15 protein-coding genes are annotated in these 16,336 nt (G+C 44.9%); 11 read left to right on the forward strand and 4 right to left on the reverse strand.

The genetic code is table 11. From position 1 onward, the window contains the following. Positions 1-304 precede the first annotated feature (304 nt). Positions 305-1,255 (reverse strand): IS5 family transposase, encoded by a 951-nt coding sequence (locus tag ACJJIS_RS03740; RefSeq protein ID WP_444959510.1) that lies wholly within the window; start codon positions 1,253-1,255, stop codon positions 305-307. Between the two features lie 945 nt (positions 1,256-2,200). Between ACJJIS_RS03740 and ACJJIS_RS03745 the strand changes: the two genes are divergently transcribed. From ACJJIS_RS03745 to ACJJIS_RS03765, 5 genes are all read left to right on the forward strand, one after another. Beyond that, positions 2,201-2,923 (forward strand): hypothetical protein, encoded by a 723-nt coding sequence (locus ACJJIS_RS03745; RefSeq protein ID WP_413663126.1) that lies wholly within the window; start codon positions 2,201-2,203, stop codon positions 2,921-2,923. A gap of 236 nt (positions 2,924-3,159) precedes the next feature. After that, positions 3,160-4,272 (forward strand): phospholipase A, encoded by a 1,113-nt coding sequence (locus ACJJIS_RS03750; protein WP_413663125.1) that lies wholly within the window; start codon positions 3,160-3,162, stop codon positions 4,270-4,272. Positions 4,273-4,352: 80 nt separating this feature from the next. After that, positions 4,353-4,757 carry an NUDIX hydrolase gene (locus tag ACJJIS_RS03755; protein WP_413663124.1) on the forward strand — a complete coding sequence of 135 codons (405 nt, stop codon included), beginning with the start codon at positions 4,353-4,355 and terminating at the stop codon, positions 4,755-4,757. 247 nt (positions 4,758-5,004) lie between these two features. Further along, positions 5,005-7,053, forward strand: coding sequence for an aminotransferase class I/II-fold pyridoxal phosphate-dependent enzyme (locus ACJJIS_RS03760; RefSeq protein ID WP_475709511.1), 2,049 nt, complete (start codon positions 5,005-5,007; stop codon positions 7,051-7,053). Positions 7,054-7,084: 31 nt separating this feature from the next. Continuing rightward, positions 7,085-7,825 carry an SDR family NAD(P)-dependent oxidoreductase gene (locus tag ACJJIS_RS03765; RefSeq protein ID WP_444907424.1) on the forward strand — a complete coding sequence of 247 codons (741 nt, stop codon included), beginning with the start codon at positions 7,085-7,087 and terminating at the stop codon, positions 7,823-7,825. Between the two features lie 42 nt (positions 7,826-7,867). Here the strand turns inward: ACJJIS_RS03765 and ACJJIS_RS03770 are convergent, their stop codons facing one another. Then, positions 7,868-9,526, reverse strand: a complete 1,659-nt coding sequence (locus ACJJIS_RS03770) for an acyl-CoA dehydrogenase family protein (protein WP_475709512.1) — start codon at positions 9,524-9,526, stop codon at positions 7,868-7,870. 691 nt (positions 9,527-10,217) lie between these two features. Here ACJJIS_RS03770 and ACJJIS_RS03775 point away from each other — a divergent pair. From ACJJIS_RS03775 to ACJJIS_RS03800, 6 genes are all read left to right on the forward strand, one after another. Further along, positions 10,218-10,901: a helix-turn-helix transcriptional regulator gene (locus ACJJIS_RS03775; RefSeq protein WP_444907426.1), complete on the forward strand. Its 684-nt coding sequence runs from the start codon at positions 10,218-10,220 to the stop codon at positions 10,899-10,901. Between the two features lie 4 nt (positions 10,902-10,905). Next, complete coding sequence (locus ACJJIS_RS03780) at positions 10,906-11,334, forward strand: CsgE family curli-type amyloid fiber assembly protein (RefSeq protein ID WP_444907427.1); 429 nt, start codon at positions 10,906-10,908, stop codon at positions 11,332-11,334. Then, positions 11,334-11,735 (forward strand): curli assembly protein CsgF, encoded by a 402-nt coding sequence (locus ACJJIS_RS03785; RefSeq protein ID WP_444907428.1) that lies wholly within the window; start codon positions 11,334-11,336, stop codon positions 11,733-11,735. Before ACJJIS_RS03780 ends, ACJJIS_RS03785 begins: the two co-directional genes overlap by 1 nt. A 41-nt stretch (positions 11,736-11,776) precedes the next feature. Continuing rightward, positions 11,777-12,622: a CsgG/HfaB family protein gene (locus ACJJIS_RS03790; RefSeq protein ID WP_413663117.1), complete on the forward strand. Its 846-nt coding sequence runs from the start codon at positions 11,777-11,779 to the stop codon at positions 12,620-12,622. A 306-nt stretch (positions 12,623-12,928) separates the two neighbouring features. Further along, entirely contained in the window at positions 12,929-13,414 is a 486-nt protein-coding gene (locus ACJJIS_RS03795) for a hypothetical protein (RefSeq protein WP_413665886.1), read from the forward strand. Positions 13,415-13,468: 54 nt separating this feature from the next. Continuing rightward, complete coding sequence (locus ACJJIS_RS03800) at positions 13,469-14,647, forward strand: hypothetical protein (RefSeq protein WP_475709513.1); 1,179 nt, start codon at positions 13,469-13,471, stop codon at positions 14,645-14,647. Positions 14,648-14,739: 92 nt separating this feature from the next. On the opposite strand, the gene holA is transcribed toward ACJJIS_RS03800, so the two are convergent. Together holA and ACJJIS_RS03810 are read right to left on the reverse strand one after the other, a co-directional pair. Further along, positions 14,740-15,744: a DNA polymerase III subunit delta gene (gene holA / locus ACJJIS_RS03805; protein WP_475709514.1), complete on the reverse strand. Its 1,005-nt coding sequence runs from the start codon at positions 15,742-15,744 to the stop codon at positions 14,740-14,742. A gap of 13 nt (positions 15,745-15,757) precedes the next feature. Then, entirely contained in the window at positions 15,758-16,282 is a 525-nt protein-coding gene (locus tag ACJJIS_RS03810; RefSeq protein WP_444896284.1) for an LPS-assembly lipoprotein LptE, read from the reverse strand. Positions 16,283-16,336: the final 54 nt, after the last annotated feature.

The following is a 16,336-nucleotide window of genomic DNA, read 5'->3' on the forward strand; positions in this document are numbered from 1 at the left end:
TGTACCCCAATTATTAGTTCCATAGATTAGGTCTGTAGCCCTGAGACTTTACTGATTGATAATATTAAAAATAATGTCCATACAAACGGTGGTAGCAGTAGATACGCAGAAGCTTTTTGTAAGGGGATGTTTCTTGGGGTTTTGGGTGTTTTAAGGATCCTCTGATCAACGAAGCATTTTTCCAGAATTAAGCTGAGCTGCTTGAAAAATTCACTTTATTACGCACAAACGCGTAATTTTCGCGTAATAGTCCCCTAATTTTTCATCTGAAACCCTCAATAGGTGGGTTTCAGGCGAACCACCCCTAGGCAGCCAAGTATTTTCTCCCTATTAATAAGTTGGTAAAGCCTGCCAGTAAGCACAGCCTCTCAGTATTTTTTACCAGTCCCCGATAGCGGACCTTGTCATAACCAAATACCCGTTTGATGTAGCGGAAGGGGTGCTCGACCTTCGCTCTTATCTGCGCCTTGATCTTTTCCGCTTTACGGAGTGCATCACGCCCTGGAAGAGTTTTTAGCTTGCTCGGCTTCATTGCTATATACCAATCCGCCTCCCGCTCTTTCAACTCTTCACGTTTCTCCGCACCAATGTACCCAGAGTCTCCCCAGATTCTTTTCTCCTCCCCGTGGAGAACTCGCTCTGTGGTTGTGACATCATGCGAATTCGCTGCTGTTGTATCTATGCTATGTATTACTCCGAGCACATCATCAACCCCGATATGCATTTTCATCCCAAAATGCCACTGATTGCCTTTCTTTGTTTGATGCATTTCCGGGTCACGTTCTTTCTTTTCATTCTTAGTTGAAGTTGGCGCAGAGATAATAGTGGCATCTACAATCGTGCCTTCACGCAGTACCATCCCATTCTCAGCAAGGTGTTTGTTGATTTCATCAAAAAGAGCTGCACCTAGCTGATTGAGCTCCAGTAAGTGGCGAAAGTTAAGAATCGTTGTTTCATCGGGAATTGGGCTACTCAAAGTCAATCCAGCAAAACTACGCATGGATTCAATTTCATACAGTGCATCTTCCATAGCGGGATCACTGAGATTGTAAAATAGCTGCATGCAATGAATACGAAGCATGACACTCAATGGATATGGCTGTCGGCCACGTTTACCTTGTGGGTAACAAGGAGTGATCTGAGCTTCTAGTCGCTGCCATGGGACGAGGGTTTCCATTTGAGAAAGAAACTTCTCTCGGCGAGTTATACGACGCTTTAGCTTATATTCTGCTTCGGCAAAGGTGACTTGGTGCATGATTCATCGTAGTCTTGATGGGTAGGTGAATATTACCAAATTGACTCAGAATTATTCAGAGGTTCCTTAAGAGTCCTAAATACCAATATCATATTTCTTGACTTCGGTGACGCTAGTACGTGAAAGCTGGTAGGAGAAAGCGATATTTATAGGGATCTAATGGTTGTATTCCAGCAACATCATGGATACCTAAAGATATTGTCTCCGTAGCTCTTCTAAGAGAATTAGTAGTTGAATTAGCGATCCTCTATTCAAACAAATTTCTGACATGCTGTTGCGTCTAATTTTACTCGCCATGAAAGCCATTCACTTTGCTGTACCAGCAAGTTACTGGTTTCGATGAGTGATATGGATAATGATAAAATTCGAGAGTTTTCTCTTTGGTCATGCTCAAGAATTAAAGGCTACCAAATATATTTGGATCATTCCCCCGGAAATCCTGTGCTGCTAGCTGGAATTTTGTGCTTATGTGATGTGGGAAAAGTTATTTGATGTTTATTGCGCCAGCTTGACGTTATTCCGCTTAAATAGCTTAAGTTTCTTTTGGGTGAATGAGAATAAAAGAAGAGGCTGTAAGTACTTTTGTAGATATAGGTTTTCCAATGATTGATAGTTGGTTCTAGGTCAGGAGTTACCTGGAATTTTGGCGAGCCTAATTTCTGGATACCTTAAATGAACCTCAGTAGTGCTTTATATAAAACGTTCACTCTATTGGTGCATCCGGCTGGAAAATTCTTCAACTACTTCAGGTTAAGTCATTCACTTTGGAGGTATTTCAGCTGTTTCATAGTTTTCCCCTATTTTTAAATCCTTGTGTTGGTCACTGTCTCCATAGTGTTTGGCTAAAGGAGGCGTAAAAAACGAGGTTAGCCTCCCTCCATGTGCAATACTTTTTGGGTACTGGACCGCCGGTCTGATGTACAGCGAGCAAGGAGGGAACCTGCGATGCGTTTAAATTCAACTTTGGCTCAGGGTCGCTATCACTATAGTTGTGATGGCAGGGAAATGCCTGTGCAAGATAGTTGGCAGTTAGGGAATGATGAGCAGGGGCGACGCTCGCTTGTCAGTCGGCGCTTAGTCGGGGACCAGGGGTTTGGTATCGAAGTATTTGCTCTTTTGGAAGGGGGGCTAGTGAGTGAGTGTGTTGTGCATTGGCGAGATGAAGTTGATGAGGTGAGCGCCCACTACAAGTTAATTCCAGAAGAGGGAAAGAGTCCTGCGATAGGTGATGATATTCAAGCCAGCTGGACAGGCCCCAATGGCCCTCAGCAACTCAACATTGAAGGGGAAGAGCGGCTATTGTTTCCACTGATGCGGGTTTTTATGGGGCCTGTCTTGTCGAGGTTGGTACAACATGAAAATGGCCTGGAAGTTGTATCCCCTGATATCGTCGATCCATCTCAGCGGGGTAAGTTGCTCTCTCCTAGGGTGAGCCATCGCACGGCAAGATCAATGGCGGGGGATGTTTCGAGCCAGAAGGCTCAGGAACTGGGTTCCGATATTATTGCTTACATTTACCAGGGTGATGAAGCTGAAAGAGATGCCCATTGCTATGTTGATAGTCGGAGCCTGTTAGTAGGGTACGATTGGCCATCTAGTACTGGTCGCCTGTGGCAGGTTCGGCTGAGGGACTTGGAGTGGTCGTCGAGCTTAAAAGGACTACTTTAGCCCAGCTTGAGGAAACTTTATAACCACTATTGGTCACACAAATAGGCTCAAATGGAGATTCCTGTTTCTATACCTGTCACTATTTAGTTTTCTGTTCTATCTAAGCTGAAATTAGAGCTTATCTAGCCTGATTGGCTGTCTTGTCACGATAATCGCAAAATTATGTAGTGGGACTTGTAATCCTCTCCAGTGTAAGCTTGCATCACGATTGCAATAAATGACTGGGGGAAAGCGTTTTGTCCTACTATCGAAGAAGGGTTTTTGCCGGGCTCACATTACTTTCTTCTGTTGGGTTAGTTGCACAGTTGCCAACAGCTTTAGCTGAAGAGGCGCCAGAATCAACTTTTTCTATGGATGCGGGAGAAAACCTGCAGACCCACCATAAGCGCTGCTTGAACGAGCAAATTCTTGTTTCGGATGCCGATGTCACGATAAGGGAAATTCGACGTATCTGCGCTGAAAGAGTCAGAGCTGAACTGACTCTTGAAGAGGATCCGGTGATAGCGGACTTTATTGTCGACGAGTATGAGGAAGACCTTCCGACAGATGAAGTATTGTTAGGGGGGAGGGCTCAGGCTATCAGGGATGCTGCCAATAACCCTTTTACTTTAGCTTCCCATAAAACTAACTACGTGCTGCCAATGGTCTACAATCCAGCCCCGGAAGAGGGAGGGCTGGCAGACATTGAAGGCCTTGCTGAGGCAGAAGAGTTGGATAACGTCGAAGTTCAATTCCAGCTTTCTGTGCAGGTGCCTATTTGGCGGGGTTTTTTGGGGCAGGCTTCTGTACTGAGTGTCGCCTATACAAATCGCAGCTTTTGGCAGGCGTACAACTCCGATGACTCCGCTCCCTTCCGTGAAACAAACCACGAGCCGGAATTGATTCTGAGTTGGCTCAATGACTGGAGTCTATTTGGTTGGAATAATGTAGCTAACCAGGTAGCGATTAACCACCAGTCAAATGGGCGTAGTGAACCCTATTCCCGTAGCTGGAATAGAATATATGCGAATTTCATTTTTGAGCGGGATAATTATTCAATCAGCCTAAAGCCCTGGTACAGGGTTCCTGAAGATAAGGATGATGATGATAATCCGGATATTGAGCACTACCTGGGGCATTTTGAACTAGGTGGGCGATACCGCGATGGAGATCACACGGTTTCACTGATGTTACGTAACAATTTGCGCTCAGATAATCGTGGTGCAGTGGAGCTGACCTGGGGCTTCCCTCTCGGGAAACGCGTTGATGGATATATCCGCTATTTCAATGGTTACGGAGAGAGCCTCCTTGATTATGATGAATCAGTGCAAACTTTAGGATTTGGATTTGTATTAGCCCAGGGGTTTTAACCTTAACGACGAGGGCGTACTCGCAATGAATAGGCTCTCGTTTTTCCCTTCTTAACCTGACTTGTTATCAGGGTTTGTTCATGGCCTTTGATGATAGTTACCGCTTGAGTGCCCATGCGGTAATCACGAATACTGGTGGAGAAGTACTGCAGCTGAAAGCGACTTATGCTGAGCGTAGCTGGGGCTTGCCTGGCGGAGCATTAGACCCGGGTGAAACTGCCCATGAGGCATTGGTGCGGGAGTGCCATGAGGAACTTGGACGAGAAGTTCGAATAGAGTATCTCAGTGGCATCTACTACCACAACGCATTCAATTCACATGTTTTTATTTTTCGAGCCCATTTCATTAAAGAGGGTGACTATATTCTCTCTGATGAACATTCCCAATGGGCTTACTTTCCGCTTCACCAATTATCCCAGGTACAGCGTCACAGGGTCGAGGATTGCCTCACGTTTAATGGTATTGTGCGTAGCGCAAAGTTCTAACTTTATTATCTTCCTTGGCAATAGATCTGGTATGCCTGGGTACATTTGGCGAAAATCGCCAAATGCAATGTAGTCGCAGAATTCCCCTCCCTCCTACATTAGTATTTGCCCCCTGGTGTTTATTGCCCTGGAATTCCAGAGCCACCGCAACTCGCGGGGGCCTTATAAAAGTTAATAAAATCAAATAGTTGAATAATTGATACAGCAAGTTGTACTCACCTACAAGCTATGCTGATGGATAAGAATTATGGGTTTGGAATTGAAGATGCCTGAGTTGGGCAACCTAAACGAAAATAGCCTTGAATTAGAGTGTCGGGTCGCTCTGGTCAGTTCTGATAGCAAATTGGCCAATGAGTGGATTACCGCTCTCAATAATACGGCAGCAGTACACGACAATCCTTTTGGTCTTCATTTTGAAGCCGTAATGCCCGCAGATGCTGAGAGGTTGGCAAAAGAAGAGGATTCCCTGCAAGCGGTCATTGTCGATGGTGGCAGTGATGGGCAGAGGCTGGATGCTGCAGATGAACTCGCTGACCGAGTTCACGCTTTGCGTTCCCAGCTTAACATCTTCCTCGTAGCCCACAGTGGTTTTGCTGGAACAACTTCCAAGCCGGGCAAATCCGGTTCAAAATCCCTGTCAAATTTGCGTCGCCGCTTCGATGAGTTGTTCGACCGCCGTGAGGGCAATTTCAACCATATGTTCCGCTTGGTGCAGGCGTTTATTGCTCGAAGAGCTTCGACTCCTTTTGCCGACACTCTGAAAGAATACGTATTCTCAGCTCGGGATGCGTGGCATACACCCGGCCATTCTGGTGGTGACAGTCTGCGCAATAGTCCCTGGGTGGGGGATTTTTATCGCTTTATGGGTGAACATATCTTCAATACAGACTTGTCTGTATCTGTTCAAGTTTTAGATAGTTTACTCGAGCCCCACTCGGTTATTCAGGAGGCGCAGGATCTAGCGGCTCAGGCTTTTGGAGCTCGCCATACCTTTTTCCTGACCAACGGCACCTCTACCGCGAATAAAGTGGTTATTCAGCAAATTCTTGGTGGTGGCGGAAAAATTATCGTTGACCAAGCGTGTCACAAATCAGTTCACCATGCGATTGTGATGAATCGCTGTGAGCCGGTTTACCTGAAGTCTGTACTGCATCCAGAATTTGGAATTTACGGGCCGGTAAAGCGTTCGGATATTGAAGCTGCCCTGGATGAGCACAGTGATGCGCGCCTATTGGTAATTACCTCCTGCACCTATGATGGATTACGTTACGACCTTAAGCCAATTATCGACTACGCCCATGAGCGTGGAGTGAAAGTGCTGGTGGATGAAGCCTGGTTTGCCCATGGTTTCTTCCATCCCGAGTTGCGGCCTACAGCACTGGAGTGTGGGGCAGATTATGTGACCCAAAGCACCCACAAAATGCTGTCGGCCTTTTCCCAGGCCAGTATGATCCACGTGCAAGACCCGGACTTTGATGAATTCCGTTTTCGCGAAAACCTGAATATGCACGCCTCTACCAGTCCTCAGTACGCAATGATTGCGAGCCTAGATGTGGCGCGGAAACAAATGGCGATGGAGGGGTATGGTCGTTTGAAGCAATGTCTAAAGATGGTGGAAATTTTACGTAATGCCGTTAATGAGACAGGTGTGTTCCGCGCGCTAACACGTGATGACTTGATTGCTGACCCACTTGCCAGTGATAACATTCGCCTTGATCCCACCAAGGTGACTATTGATATTTCCAAGAGTGGTTACTCTGGCAATGAAATGCAGATTAAATTGTTTGATCAGTATGGCATCCAGGTGGAAAAGACCACCTACAATACCATTACTGTGCTTGTAACCCTCGGTAGTACAGAGAGCAAATTACTTCGCTTGATTCATGCTCTTAAGCAATTGGCAGGAAATACTCACAAGCGTATTCATATCGGGTCGCCGAGGCGTTTGCCAGAATTTACCCGTTTTACATGTTTACCGGCAGATGCTTATTTTTCGGAAGCAGAAGAATTGCCGCTGATGGACAACGGCACAGAAGCTATTGAGAACCTGGTTGGCCGGACCAGTGCAGATGAAATTGTTCCTTATCCGCCAGGTATTCCGGTCCTTGTGCCGGGACAGGAAATTTCAGCCCAAATAGTACAGTTTTTACAGCAGCTACTTCAGGGGCAGAATACGACAGAAATTCACGGTCTTATTTTCCGCTCTGATGAGCCGATGCTAAGGGTCGTTAAGGAAGCCTCCAAGGGCAAAGCTGAGAAAGTGCAGTCTTCTGGAGAGAAAAAGAAAGGAAAATAGTAAAACTCCATAATCCGGCATGGAGGCCGGTATGCTCAAAAGTCCACAATCTGTGTTGATAGCCGGTGCTTCCGGTGGCATAGCGCAGGCCATTGGCGCCGAAATTATTCGGCGCTATCCTCAAGTTACATTATTGACCTTGAGTCGAATCACAGTTGATATGATTCCTGGCCATGTCGGTGAGCGACACCATTTATCCGTTTGTTTAGAGCAAGCCGAGTCCATCGATATTGTTGAAAATTTTTTGGCCGAACACTCTGAGCCTCCAGGTTGGATAATCAACTGCTGTGGCATTTTACATGATGAGTTCCATGGACCGGAGAAGTCTCTATCGCAATGTGATGATCACTGGTTATTGCAGTCGATTCAGGTCAACGTACTTTCCCATTTACATTTAGCGCGCGCACTGGATGGATTCTTGAAGCGCAGACGCCCTTTGTTGTGGGCGTCGCTTTCGGCAAAGGTGGGAAGTATCACGGATAACCAGCTCGGTGGCTGGTACAGCTACCGGTGTAGTAAGGCCGCATTAAATATGCTGGTTAAGAACCTGTCTATTGAGTGGGCGCGGAAACTGGAGGAAAGTTGTGTGGTGGCGATTCATCCAGGTACGACAGATACTTCACTATCCAAGCCTTTCCAGTCTAATTTGCCCCCAGATAAACTCTACACCCCTGAATTAAGTGCGAATCGTATTGTAGATGTCTTGAGTCAACTGGCATCGTCAGATACCGGAAAATTACTATCATGGGATGGAAGTCTTATACCCTGGTAGCGATCAGCGTGAAATAGGCGCGATAGTAGCTGTTATCGTATCTTAAGTTATAAGAGGGTTTCCCCGCTCCAGAATAGTGGCGATGTCAATCCCGGTGGGTAGGCTTCCAGTATTGTGTGTGCCGTTAATCCCTATTCTTGATTTGATAAAGGCATCAGTTACACAAGGGCTACTCCCCTGTAGCAGAAGGTGCGCCTGCATGGTCAGGGCCATTTGATCAATAATATGACGTGCACGGTATTCAAATTGATTTAGGTCGGAAAGGTCGTTTCTTAACTTGTCGACTGCCGTATCAAATTGTGTGTTTATGCCTCGACTAATGTTTAATTCATCAAACCAGTGGCTAATTACTGCAGGGGTTTTAGTGATGGCACGTAACACGTCCATCGCTTGAATATTCCCTGAGCCCTCCCAGATTGCATTTATCGGAGCATCTCGGTACAGCCGTGCCGTAATAAAATTTTCAATAGCTCCATTACCTCCCAGGCACTCCATAGCCTCATAGGCGTGATGAGGACTGCGTTTGCATATCCAGTATTTTCCCACCGCGGCCCCGAGTCTGAGTAGCATCTTTTCGTGTTCGTTGCCCTCTTGATCCATTGCTCTGGCTATGCGCATGGTAAAGGCAATTGAGCCTTCCACCTCCAATTGCAGGTCGGCAAGCACATTTTGCATCAGTGGTTGATCAATCAGCTTTTTGCCAAATGCTTTACGCTCACTAGCATTGTATATTGCCTGGATAACAGCTTGCCGCTGCCCTGCAGATGAGCCCATCATGCAATCAAACCGTGTAATCGCTACCATCTTGATGATGGCGCTGACCCCACGCCCTTCTGCACCGATTAGCCAGCCCAATGCGCCGCGTATTTCAACTTCTGAAGAAGCATTGGAAACATTGCCACACTTTGTCTTCAGGCGTTGAATCTCCAGCTGGTTCTTCGATCCATCCGGCCTCCATCTTGGAACCAAGAAGCAGGATAAGCCGCCGGGCGCCTGGGCAAGAATTAAAAAGGCATCGCACATAGGGGCGGACATAAACCATTTGTGCCCTAATAATTCATAGGTTCCATCGACGAGGGGAATTGCAGCGGTGGTATTTGCCCTGACATCTGAGCCCCCTTGTTTTTCGGTCATGCCCATACCGATCGTCAATGAGTTTTTCTCAAAATATGGGCGATTACTTCCATCGTAAGTGCGGCTGGTTATTTTGGGTATCCATTCAGTGGCGATTTCAGGGTTTAGCTCGATAGTGGGTACTGAGGCGAAGGTCATAGTGATAGGACACCCATGACCGGCTTCAAGCTGAGTGTGCAAGTAATTTTTTGCAGCTCTGGCCACATGGGCAGCAGCCCGTGGGTCGGTCCAGGGAGAGCTGTGTAAACCTTCTGAAAGTGCCAGCTGCATTAGCTGGTGATAAGAGGGATGGTATCGAACCAAATCAATGCGGTGGCCGGAACGATCGTGACTTTCGAAGATAGGTTTAAATTCATTGGCAGCATAGCCCCGCTCAATCATTTCTGGCCTACCACACACCTCCCCATACCGCTCCAGGTCATCTTCAGCCCAATGGGCCCCATTAATATGTACGGCTTCCTTTAACGCCTGATCAGCAATATAGAGGTTATGACCAGAAAGCGGGCAGGGCTGGTTGGCAACCTGATAATTGGTTTTGCAATCTGATGTGTGGATCTCACTGTTCATAACTTCACCCTGGAGGATGTAGATTTCTATTTGATGCTGTAATTTAACTTGTACGGTTTTGCCAATTCCCCTAGGGGGAATAATTCAGGCATAGCCGAATATGAGCATAAAACAAGCTTTTCCTGATTACTATTTAAGCTGTTTAATTTTAAGTCGTGATTTTGCCGTTTTTATTTGCAGGGCCTGATCCTATGAATTCTCAGGTGATTTTACTCGATCAAATATGGCTTAAAAGTAATGAGGTGAAATTTATATTTTATTGCTATCGAATACCATTTTGTCAGTCTGTCTCCGATGAGGCTCGAATCATCTTGTGTTTGTCGTCTTATTGTTGGTAGCAATTTTTTTTACCTTAAATTATTCAAAATAAATTTATTAATAATGTGGACCAGTACAAAAAAATTGATATTTATAGAGTTCTATTGTCGATAGAAAATCTATACCAAAGCATGTTGATTTTTCTTTTTAGTTTACTGATCCATGATACCTTTGTATTACAAAATGGTATTAGAGAACCAAGTTGGCACACTTAAGATTGAATTTTTGATATCTAGATCACTACCGGTTGCAGTTAATGAGTTGATCGAATAGATTTAGCTCACAGCGTAAGATGAGCGCGGAAAATTGATAAAAAATAGTTAGGCTGGTAACAGGCTGAAACATAAAAGGACTGCACATTGGGGGAACCCAGATGAATTTGCATAAGGATTATGCACCGCTAAAGGTTGTTAGCCCTAAGTTAGAAAAAACAGGGGTTACAGTTGCCTTTTTAACCGCATGCATCAATCTTCAATCCTCAATATTTGCAGGGCGAATTGAAGATGAGTTTAAGACTACCTGCGCTATCCTTCAGCGCTCGACACTTTCATCCCTAAGTGGTATTAAGGCCGAATACCTTCTTCTTGATTGTGCCGATGTATCCTCTTCAGATCTCGAGAATCTTTTGAGGGAGATACACTCCCTGCCCACACCTCCCAACTTAGTATTAATCAATGTCGATCAGAAGGCCGATATTGATTTTGTTCTGCATTGGGAAAAAGTTCTGGGGTTAATACCCTCCGAGTGCGAAGCAAAAGTCATTATGGAGAGGTTGGGTAGGATATTCTCGGGAGAATACTGGTTTCCAAGAGATGTTCTCCATAATTTTCTCAGGCAACACAGAAAGCCTAAAAAGTGGTGCGATAAGGCTTCAAACCTCACGCAGCGAGAACGGCAAATTTTACAGTTGATCTGTGACTGTAATACCAATGCAAATATAGCCGAAACCTTATGTGTTAGTGAGCACACCGTTAAAAGTCATTTATATAAGATCTATAGAAAAATAGGCTGTAAGAATCGGTTAGAAGCAAGCAGTTGGGCCAGTCAAAACTTGTAATATTATGAAATCACTATTTTTGTGCGCAACTGTGTTAACAGTTGCGCTTTCGTGTATCGTTCACAAAAGTTACGCTCAAGAAACAAGTGATCAAAGCTCTGAGGAATCCCTGCTTACTGGATTGGTAATTGATAATACGGTAAGCGGTATAGGTCATGAGTTTGCTAGATCGCTATCAATTTATATAACAACTAATTTGACAGGATTCGACTACAACCTGACCGTGCATGAAAGGCCTTCGGCAAGGTGGGGCAGTGTTGTTTGGGTAACCTTTGAGAGCAAGCAAGTCTTTAAGACTGTCATTTATCCTGGGCGGAGAAAGTTTGGTGCAATTGTCGAGCAGGCTGCTTCGCAAATAAATAATAATGTGAGGCAGCAGAGGTTGCAGGATCTTTTGTCTCAAAATGTTGATTTGGCGGGGGATGAAATATAATGAGATTTTTATTTACAACGGCTTTTTTATTATTTTCTGGCTCGGTGTTTGCAACAGAGCTGGTGTACACACCTGTGAATCCATCGTTTGGAGGTAATCCTCTTAATGGTAATTATTTGCTGAATAATGCTAGTGCACAGAACAGTAAAAAAGATCCTGATGCTAAGGATTCGCCGTACTCTGATTCATCTTCCTTGGATAGATTTACTGACACACTAGAATCTCGTCTGCTCTCACAGCTGCTGACAGATGTGGGAAATGGTAATGATGGTACTTTGGTAACTGATGACTATATCGTAAATATTGTTGATATTGATGGTGAATTGACGATAACCATCACCGACGCTGTTACGGGTGAAATATCTGAAATTGTAGTTGTAGGTCTCAATCCAAGCAACTAATAAAATTATATTTGCAAGCTTAGGTTTTGTGGGGTGGTGCGATGTTATCGAGAATATTTATTCTAATTATTGTTTTTAGTATTAGTGGGTGTAGTTCTGTTAAGGAGGCGTTGTTCGGCCCTGGACAACAAAAGGCAACTTTAACGGATAGAATGAGCACTTATTCTGACTTAGTCAGTTTGCCTGCCCCTAGAGGGAAAATAGTTGCAGCAGTGTACGGTTTTAGTGATCAAACTGGACAATATCGGCCAGCGCCCTCCAGCTCATTCTCGACCGCAGTGACTCAAGGGGCTGCAGCTATGCTGGTTCAGGTTCTGAATGAATCTGGGTGGTTTGTGACTCTTGAGCGGGAGGGTTTACAAAACCTCTTAACCGAAAGGAAAATAATTAGAGCTGCACTGAAAGAACAGGACAATCCTGCCAGTCCTGTATTCGATCTGCCTTCTCTTATGTCAGCCAATATTATGTTAGAGGGTGGAATAGTCGGTTACGATACAAACATCAAAACAGGGGGTGCGGGGGCACGTTACTTCGGTATCGGTATTTCTGAACAATATCGTGTAGATGAGGTTACTGTAAACCTGCGTGCGGTAGATGTCCGAAGTGGACGAGTTCTAAGTAGTGTTTTAACGAGCAAGAAAATCTTGTCGAGGCAAGTTCAAGGCGATGTTTACACTTTTGTGGAATATAAGCGCTTACTTGAAATAGAGGCTGGGATGACCACTAACGATCCAGCTCAATTATGTGTTCTTTCTGCGATAGAGTCGGCGGTAATTCATCTTATATCCCAGGGGGTTAATGCTAATTTGTGGGCATTGGAAGATAATAGCCAATACCCTATGTCTGTCCTCAGTGAATATTCTGCGACACCAGTAAAAATATTATAAATCTTTAGCGGATATTTAAATTTATTGGTATGTTCATTTAGGGGTATATGTAATTTAGTGAAATGGAATTTTATTAAATTATATCTATGTGTTTTCATGTTTGTGTGTGTAATTTGGTGGGATTGAACTGTTTTATTTTTTGTGTGTTTTGATTTAAATCACCACCTTAATACAAAAGTTTTACATTCTTCTTACTCTTTCCGGTTAAATGTAATCTTTCTTCTGATTTAAGATATATTTTTTTTTACCTATAGTGTCCATGTTGTTTCTTATAGTTGTTAACCGTTCTTATTGGAGAGGTGGTTGGTGATTGCTACAGCTAAACGAGTAACGGCAATTTTATTTCTGTTTCTGGTTTTACCGCTTTCGGTGTGCTGGGCTTCTGATTTAGATGACCACAATGAATTGTCTGCTGGGCAGGGTGCTCTGGATCTTCTTTTGTTAAGAAAAGATTCAATTACGGGTAACTTGGCCCAGGTTTCACAAGTAGGTGATTACAACCTTGCTGAAGTTACCCAGTCTGGTCTTTACAACCAGGCTGTCCTGATCCAGGAGGGTGGCTCCAATGCAGCGTTGGTGCAACAAACAGGCGATTCTAATTATGCTGCGATATCGCAGTCAGGAGCCTACAACCAAGCTACAGCGATACAGAATGGCGTAGATAATGTGGCTTTAATTAGCCAGGTTGGTTACGGAAATTCTGCAAACATTATTCAAAATGGTGATGGATTGTTTGGTTATGTCGCGCAGTTCGGTGACGACCATGCGGTGCAACTGGTGCAGTACGATTAAGGCATTGCACTATTTTACTTGTATTTATAATTTTATTCCGAGGGAGATTGATAAATGAAAAAGATTACACTTGCTGCTGCTATTGCTTTGATTGCTAGCGCAGGCCAGGCTGTAGCCGACAATAACTACGGTGATCAGGTACAGGTCGGTGACAATAACTATGCTGATGTTACCCAGGTATCTGCCGCTAATAATAATGCTGCTTATCAGTGGCAAGAGGGTAACGATAACGTAGCTAGTGCATATCAAGCATCTGCTGATGATAACTACATTGACCAGACCCAGCTTGGCGATCGCAACGCAGCATACACTAGTCAAACAGATCAAATGGGCAGTGAAGCTTTGACCTACCAGGATGGGGAAGGCAACAATGGAACTATCCACCAGTGGACCGGTTCCTACAATAGCGCCTATGCCGCTCAGTTTGGTAGTGAGAATATGATCCACTTGGATCAATATACTAATTCTAACTTTAACTATGCCGATATGTATCAAGACGGCAATGACAACATGGGTGTTCTGCAACAGGAAGGTGATGGCAACTACTTCGTTAGTACCCAGGTAGGAGACAACAATGGTGTTTGGAACAGCACCTGGTACTCCTCATTTGACGGTTTTGTAGGTGGTCAGGTAGGTGACTTCAACGTAGGTACTGTTTATCAGTCAGGTGCCGAGAACACTGCGAATCTGATGCAGAGCGGTGATATTAACCTGCTCGACCTGTCTCAATCCGGCATTAGCAACACCGCTACTATCCTGCAGCAAGGTGATGCTAACGCTGCTTTTGGTTACCAATCAGGTGCTAACAACGTTGCCAATATCACCCAGAATGAGACCAATAACTTGGGTTATATGGCTCAATCCGGCTTTGATAACACTGCTAATCTTGTTCAAACCGGTGACATGAATAGTGCTGACTTCGGTCAGTATGGCGATGCAAACCTGGCAAATATTGATCAGACAGGCAACAGCAACTATGCCTATGGTTACAGTGCTGGTGTTGCAAATACTGTAGATATTGATCAGGCGGGAGATTTGAACCTGGCAGATGTTCACCAAGACTTTGGTGGCGATAACCTGATTACTGTGGCTCAAACTGGTTATGAGCATTCCGCTCATGTTGGACAGGGAGGCTATGAGAATGTTGCTACTGTTAGCCAGAGCAGTGCATACAATATGGCGAGCATTGAGCAGGTTGGTGCGAGCAACGTTGCCACCATCACTCAGAACTGATTCTGAAAAGACTCAGGCATGAAGAAACCGCCCTATTGGGCGGTTTTTTTGTGTATAAAATAGCTGCAGAGACTTCTCTAAGATTAGATTGATTAAATGGTTCTCTGCCCGCAAAAATTGAGAGTCAGCTCTAATAGCCCTGTCCATGGAGATTGCTGCCCACTACCACCTTTGATAGAGACATCTATAGCCCGAGCGCGAATTAATAAGCTTTCCAGTTGCTTCCTATTAAGTCTGTGTAGGGCTCCTTGGACCAATGGCTGTCGCTTTTGCAGCCGAACCAATCTCGCTAGAGGTTGGCCTTGATCCAGTTTTTCCATGATGTCGAGAAGAGTGCGAATTTCTCTTGCTATTGCCCAAAGTACAATGGGTGGTTCAATACCTTCGACCCTCAATCCGTCGAGTGTTTTGACTGCTTTGGCTGAGTTGCCAGAGAGTGCTGTGTCAATTAGGTCAAAAACACTGTAACGGGCGGAGCTGGTAACACTATACTCCATCATTTCCCGGGTGATTTCTTGCCCGGGGCTGGAAAGCTTAAGTTTTTCTATCTCCTGGCTTGCGGCAAGTAAGTTGCCCTCTACTCTTTCTGCCAGGATTTGTATTGCTTCTGGTTCGGCTGAGAGGCCTGCAGATGCAAGGCGCTGGTTGATCCAGCGGGGCATTTCCTGAATCGTCACAGGCCATACCTGAACCAGTACTCCTGATTGTTCTAGGACTTTGACCCATTTGCTGTTGAGTTGCGATTTATCAAGTTTCGGTAATACCAGTAAAAGCAAAAGATCTTCACTCGCCAATGAAGCAAACTCTTGCAGGGCTTTACTGCCCTTATCCCCCGGTTTACCTCCGGGTAAACGCAGCTCGACGAGTTTTTTTTCTGCGAAAAGAGACATATTTCCGGCTGAAGCAACCAGCGTGCTCCAGTCAAAATTATGTTCTGCGTGGATAAGTTCTCTCTCGGTAAAACCGTGCTTTTTCGCTGTTGAGCGGACTAAATCGCAGCACTCTTGTACTATTAAGGGCTCATCACCAGTGATAATAAAAATTGGCGATAGGCCCTTTTTTAGATTTTGCGATAATTGATGGGGGTTAACGCGCATTAATAAAACTAACCTAGTAGCTCTTTTCTTCTAATGAAGCATTCACATCGATACGCCGTAAGCGGTCGATAATGCGCCCAATAAGCTCCCGCTGCATCTCCGCGCGTAAGGTATTTTCCTCTTCACTTTTACTGACAATTTCATCGACATCCCACTCCAAGGTGCGGTAAACGTCTGCCTGTGCTTTATTTAGGAGGACTTGGCCTGAAGCTGTGCGTACGCTATAGATTGCACTGGTAATTAATTCGTATTCAGATGCTCGCCCTTCAGAGTCTACAGCTACGGTTAGTTTTCTCTCGGTTTCCTGGTGAATGATGAGTGTATAGTCAGCTTCTGCAGGTGATTCCGCCATAGGCACCCCCGCATTATTGAGCAGTCGAGTTAATTGATCTGCGATATCACTGCGAGGGTCTACTGTGGATATATAGAGTGTACTACCGGGAGGAAAATTCTTAGGGGCGCCTCTTAGATGCCAGCCGCAACCGGCAATAGTGATAGCGAGAAGAAAAATAAAGGCTCGAATTGCGATTGTTTTCATAAACTACTTGCCTTGGTCTTGTCGGCTACAGCGAGCTGACTTAAGTGAGCCGGG

It is taken from the genome of Microbulbifer maximicatervae (SeqCode) (assembly GCF_056231245.1).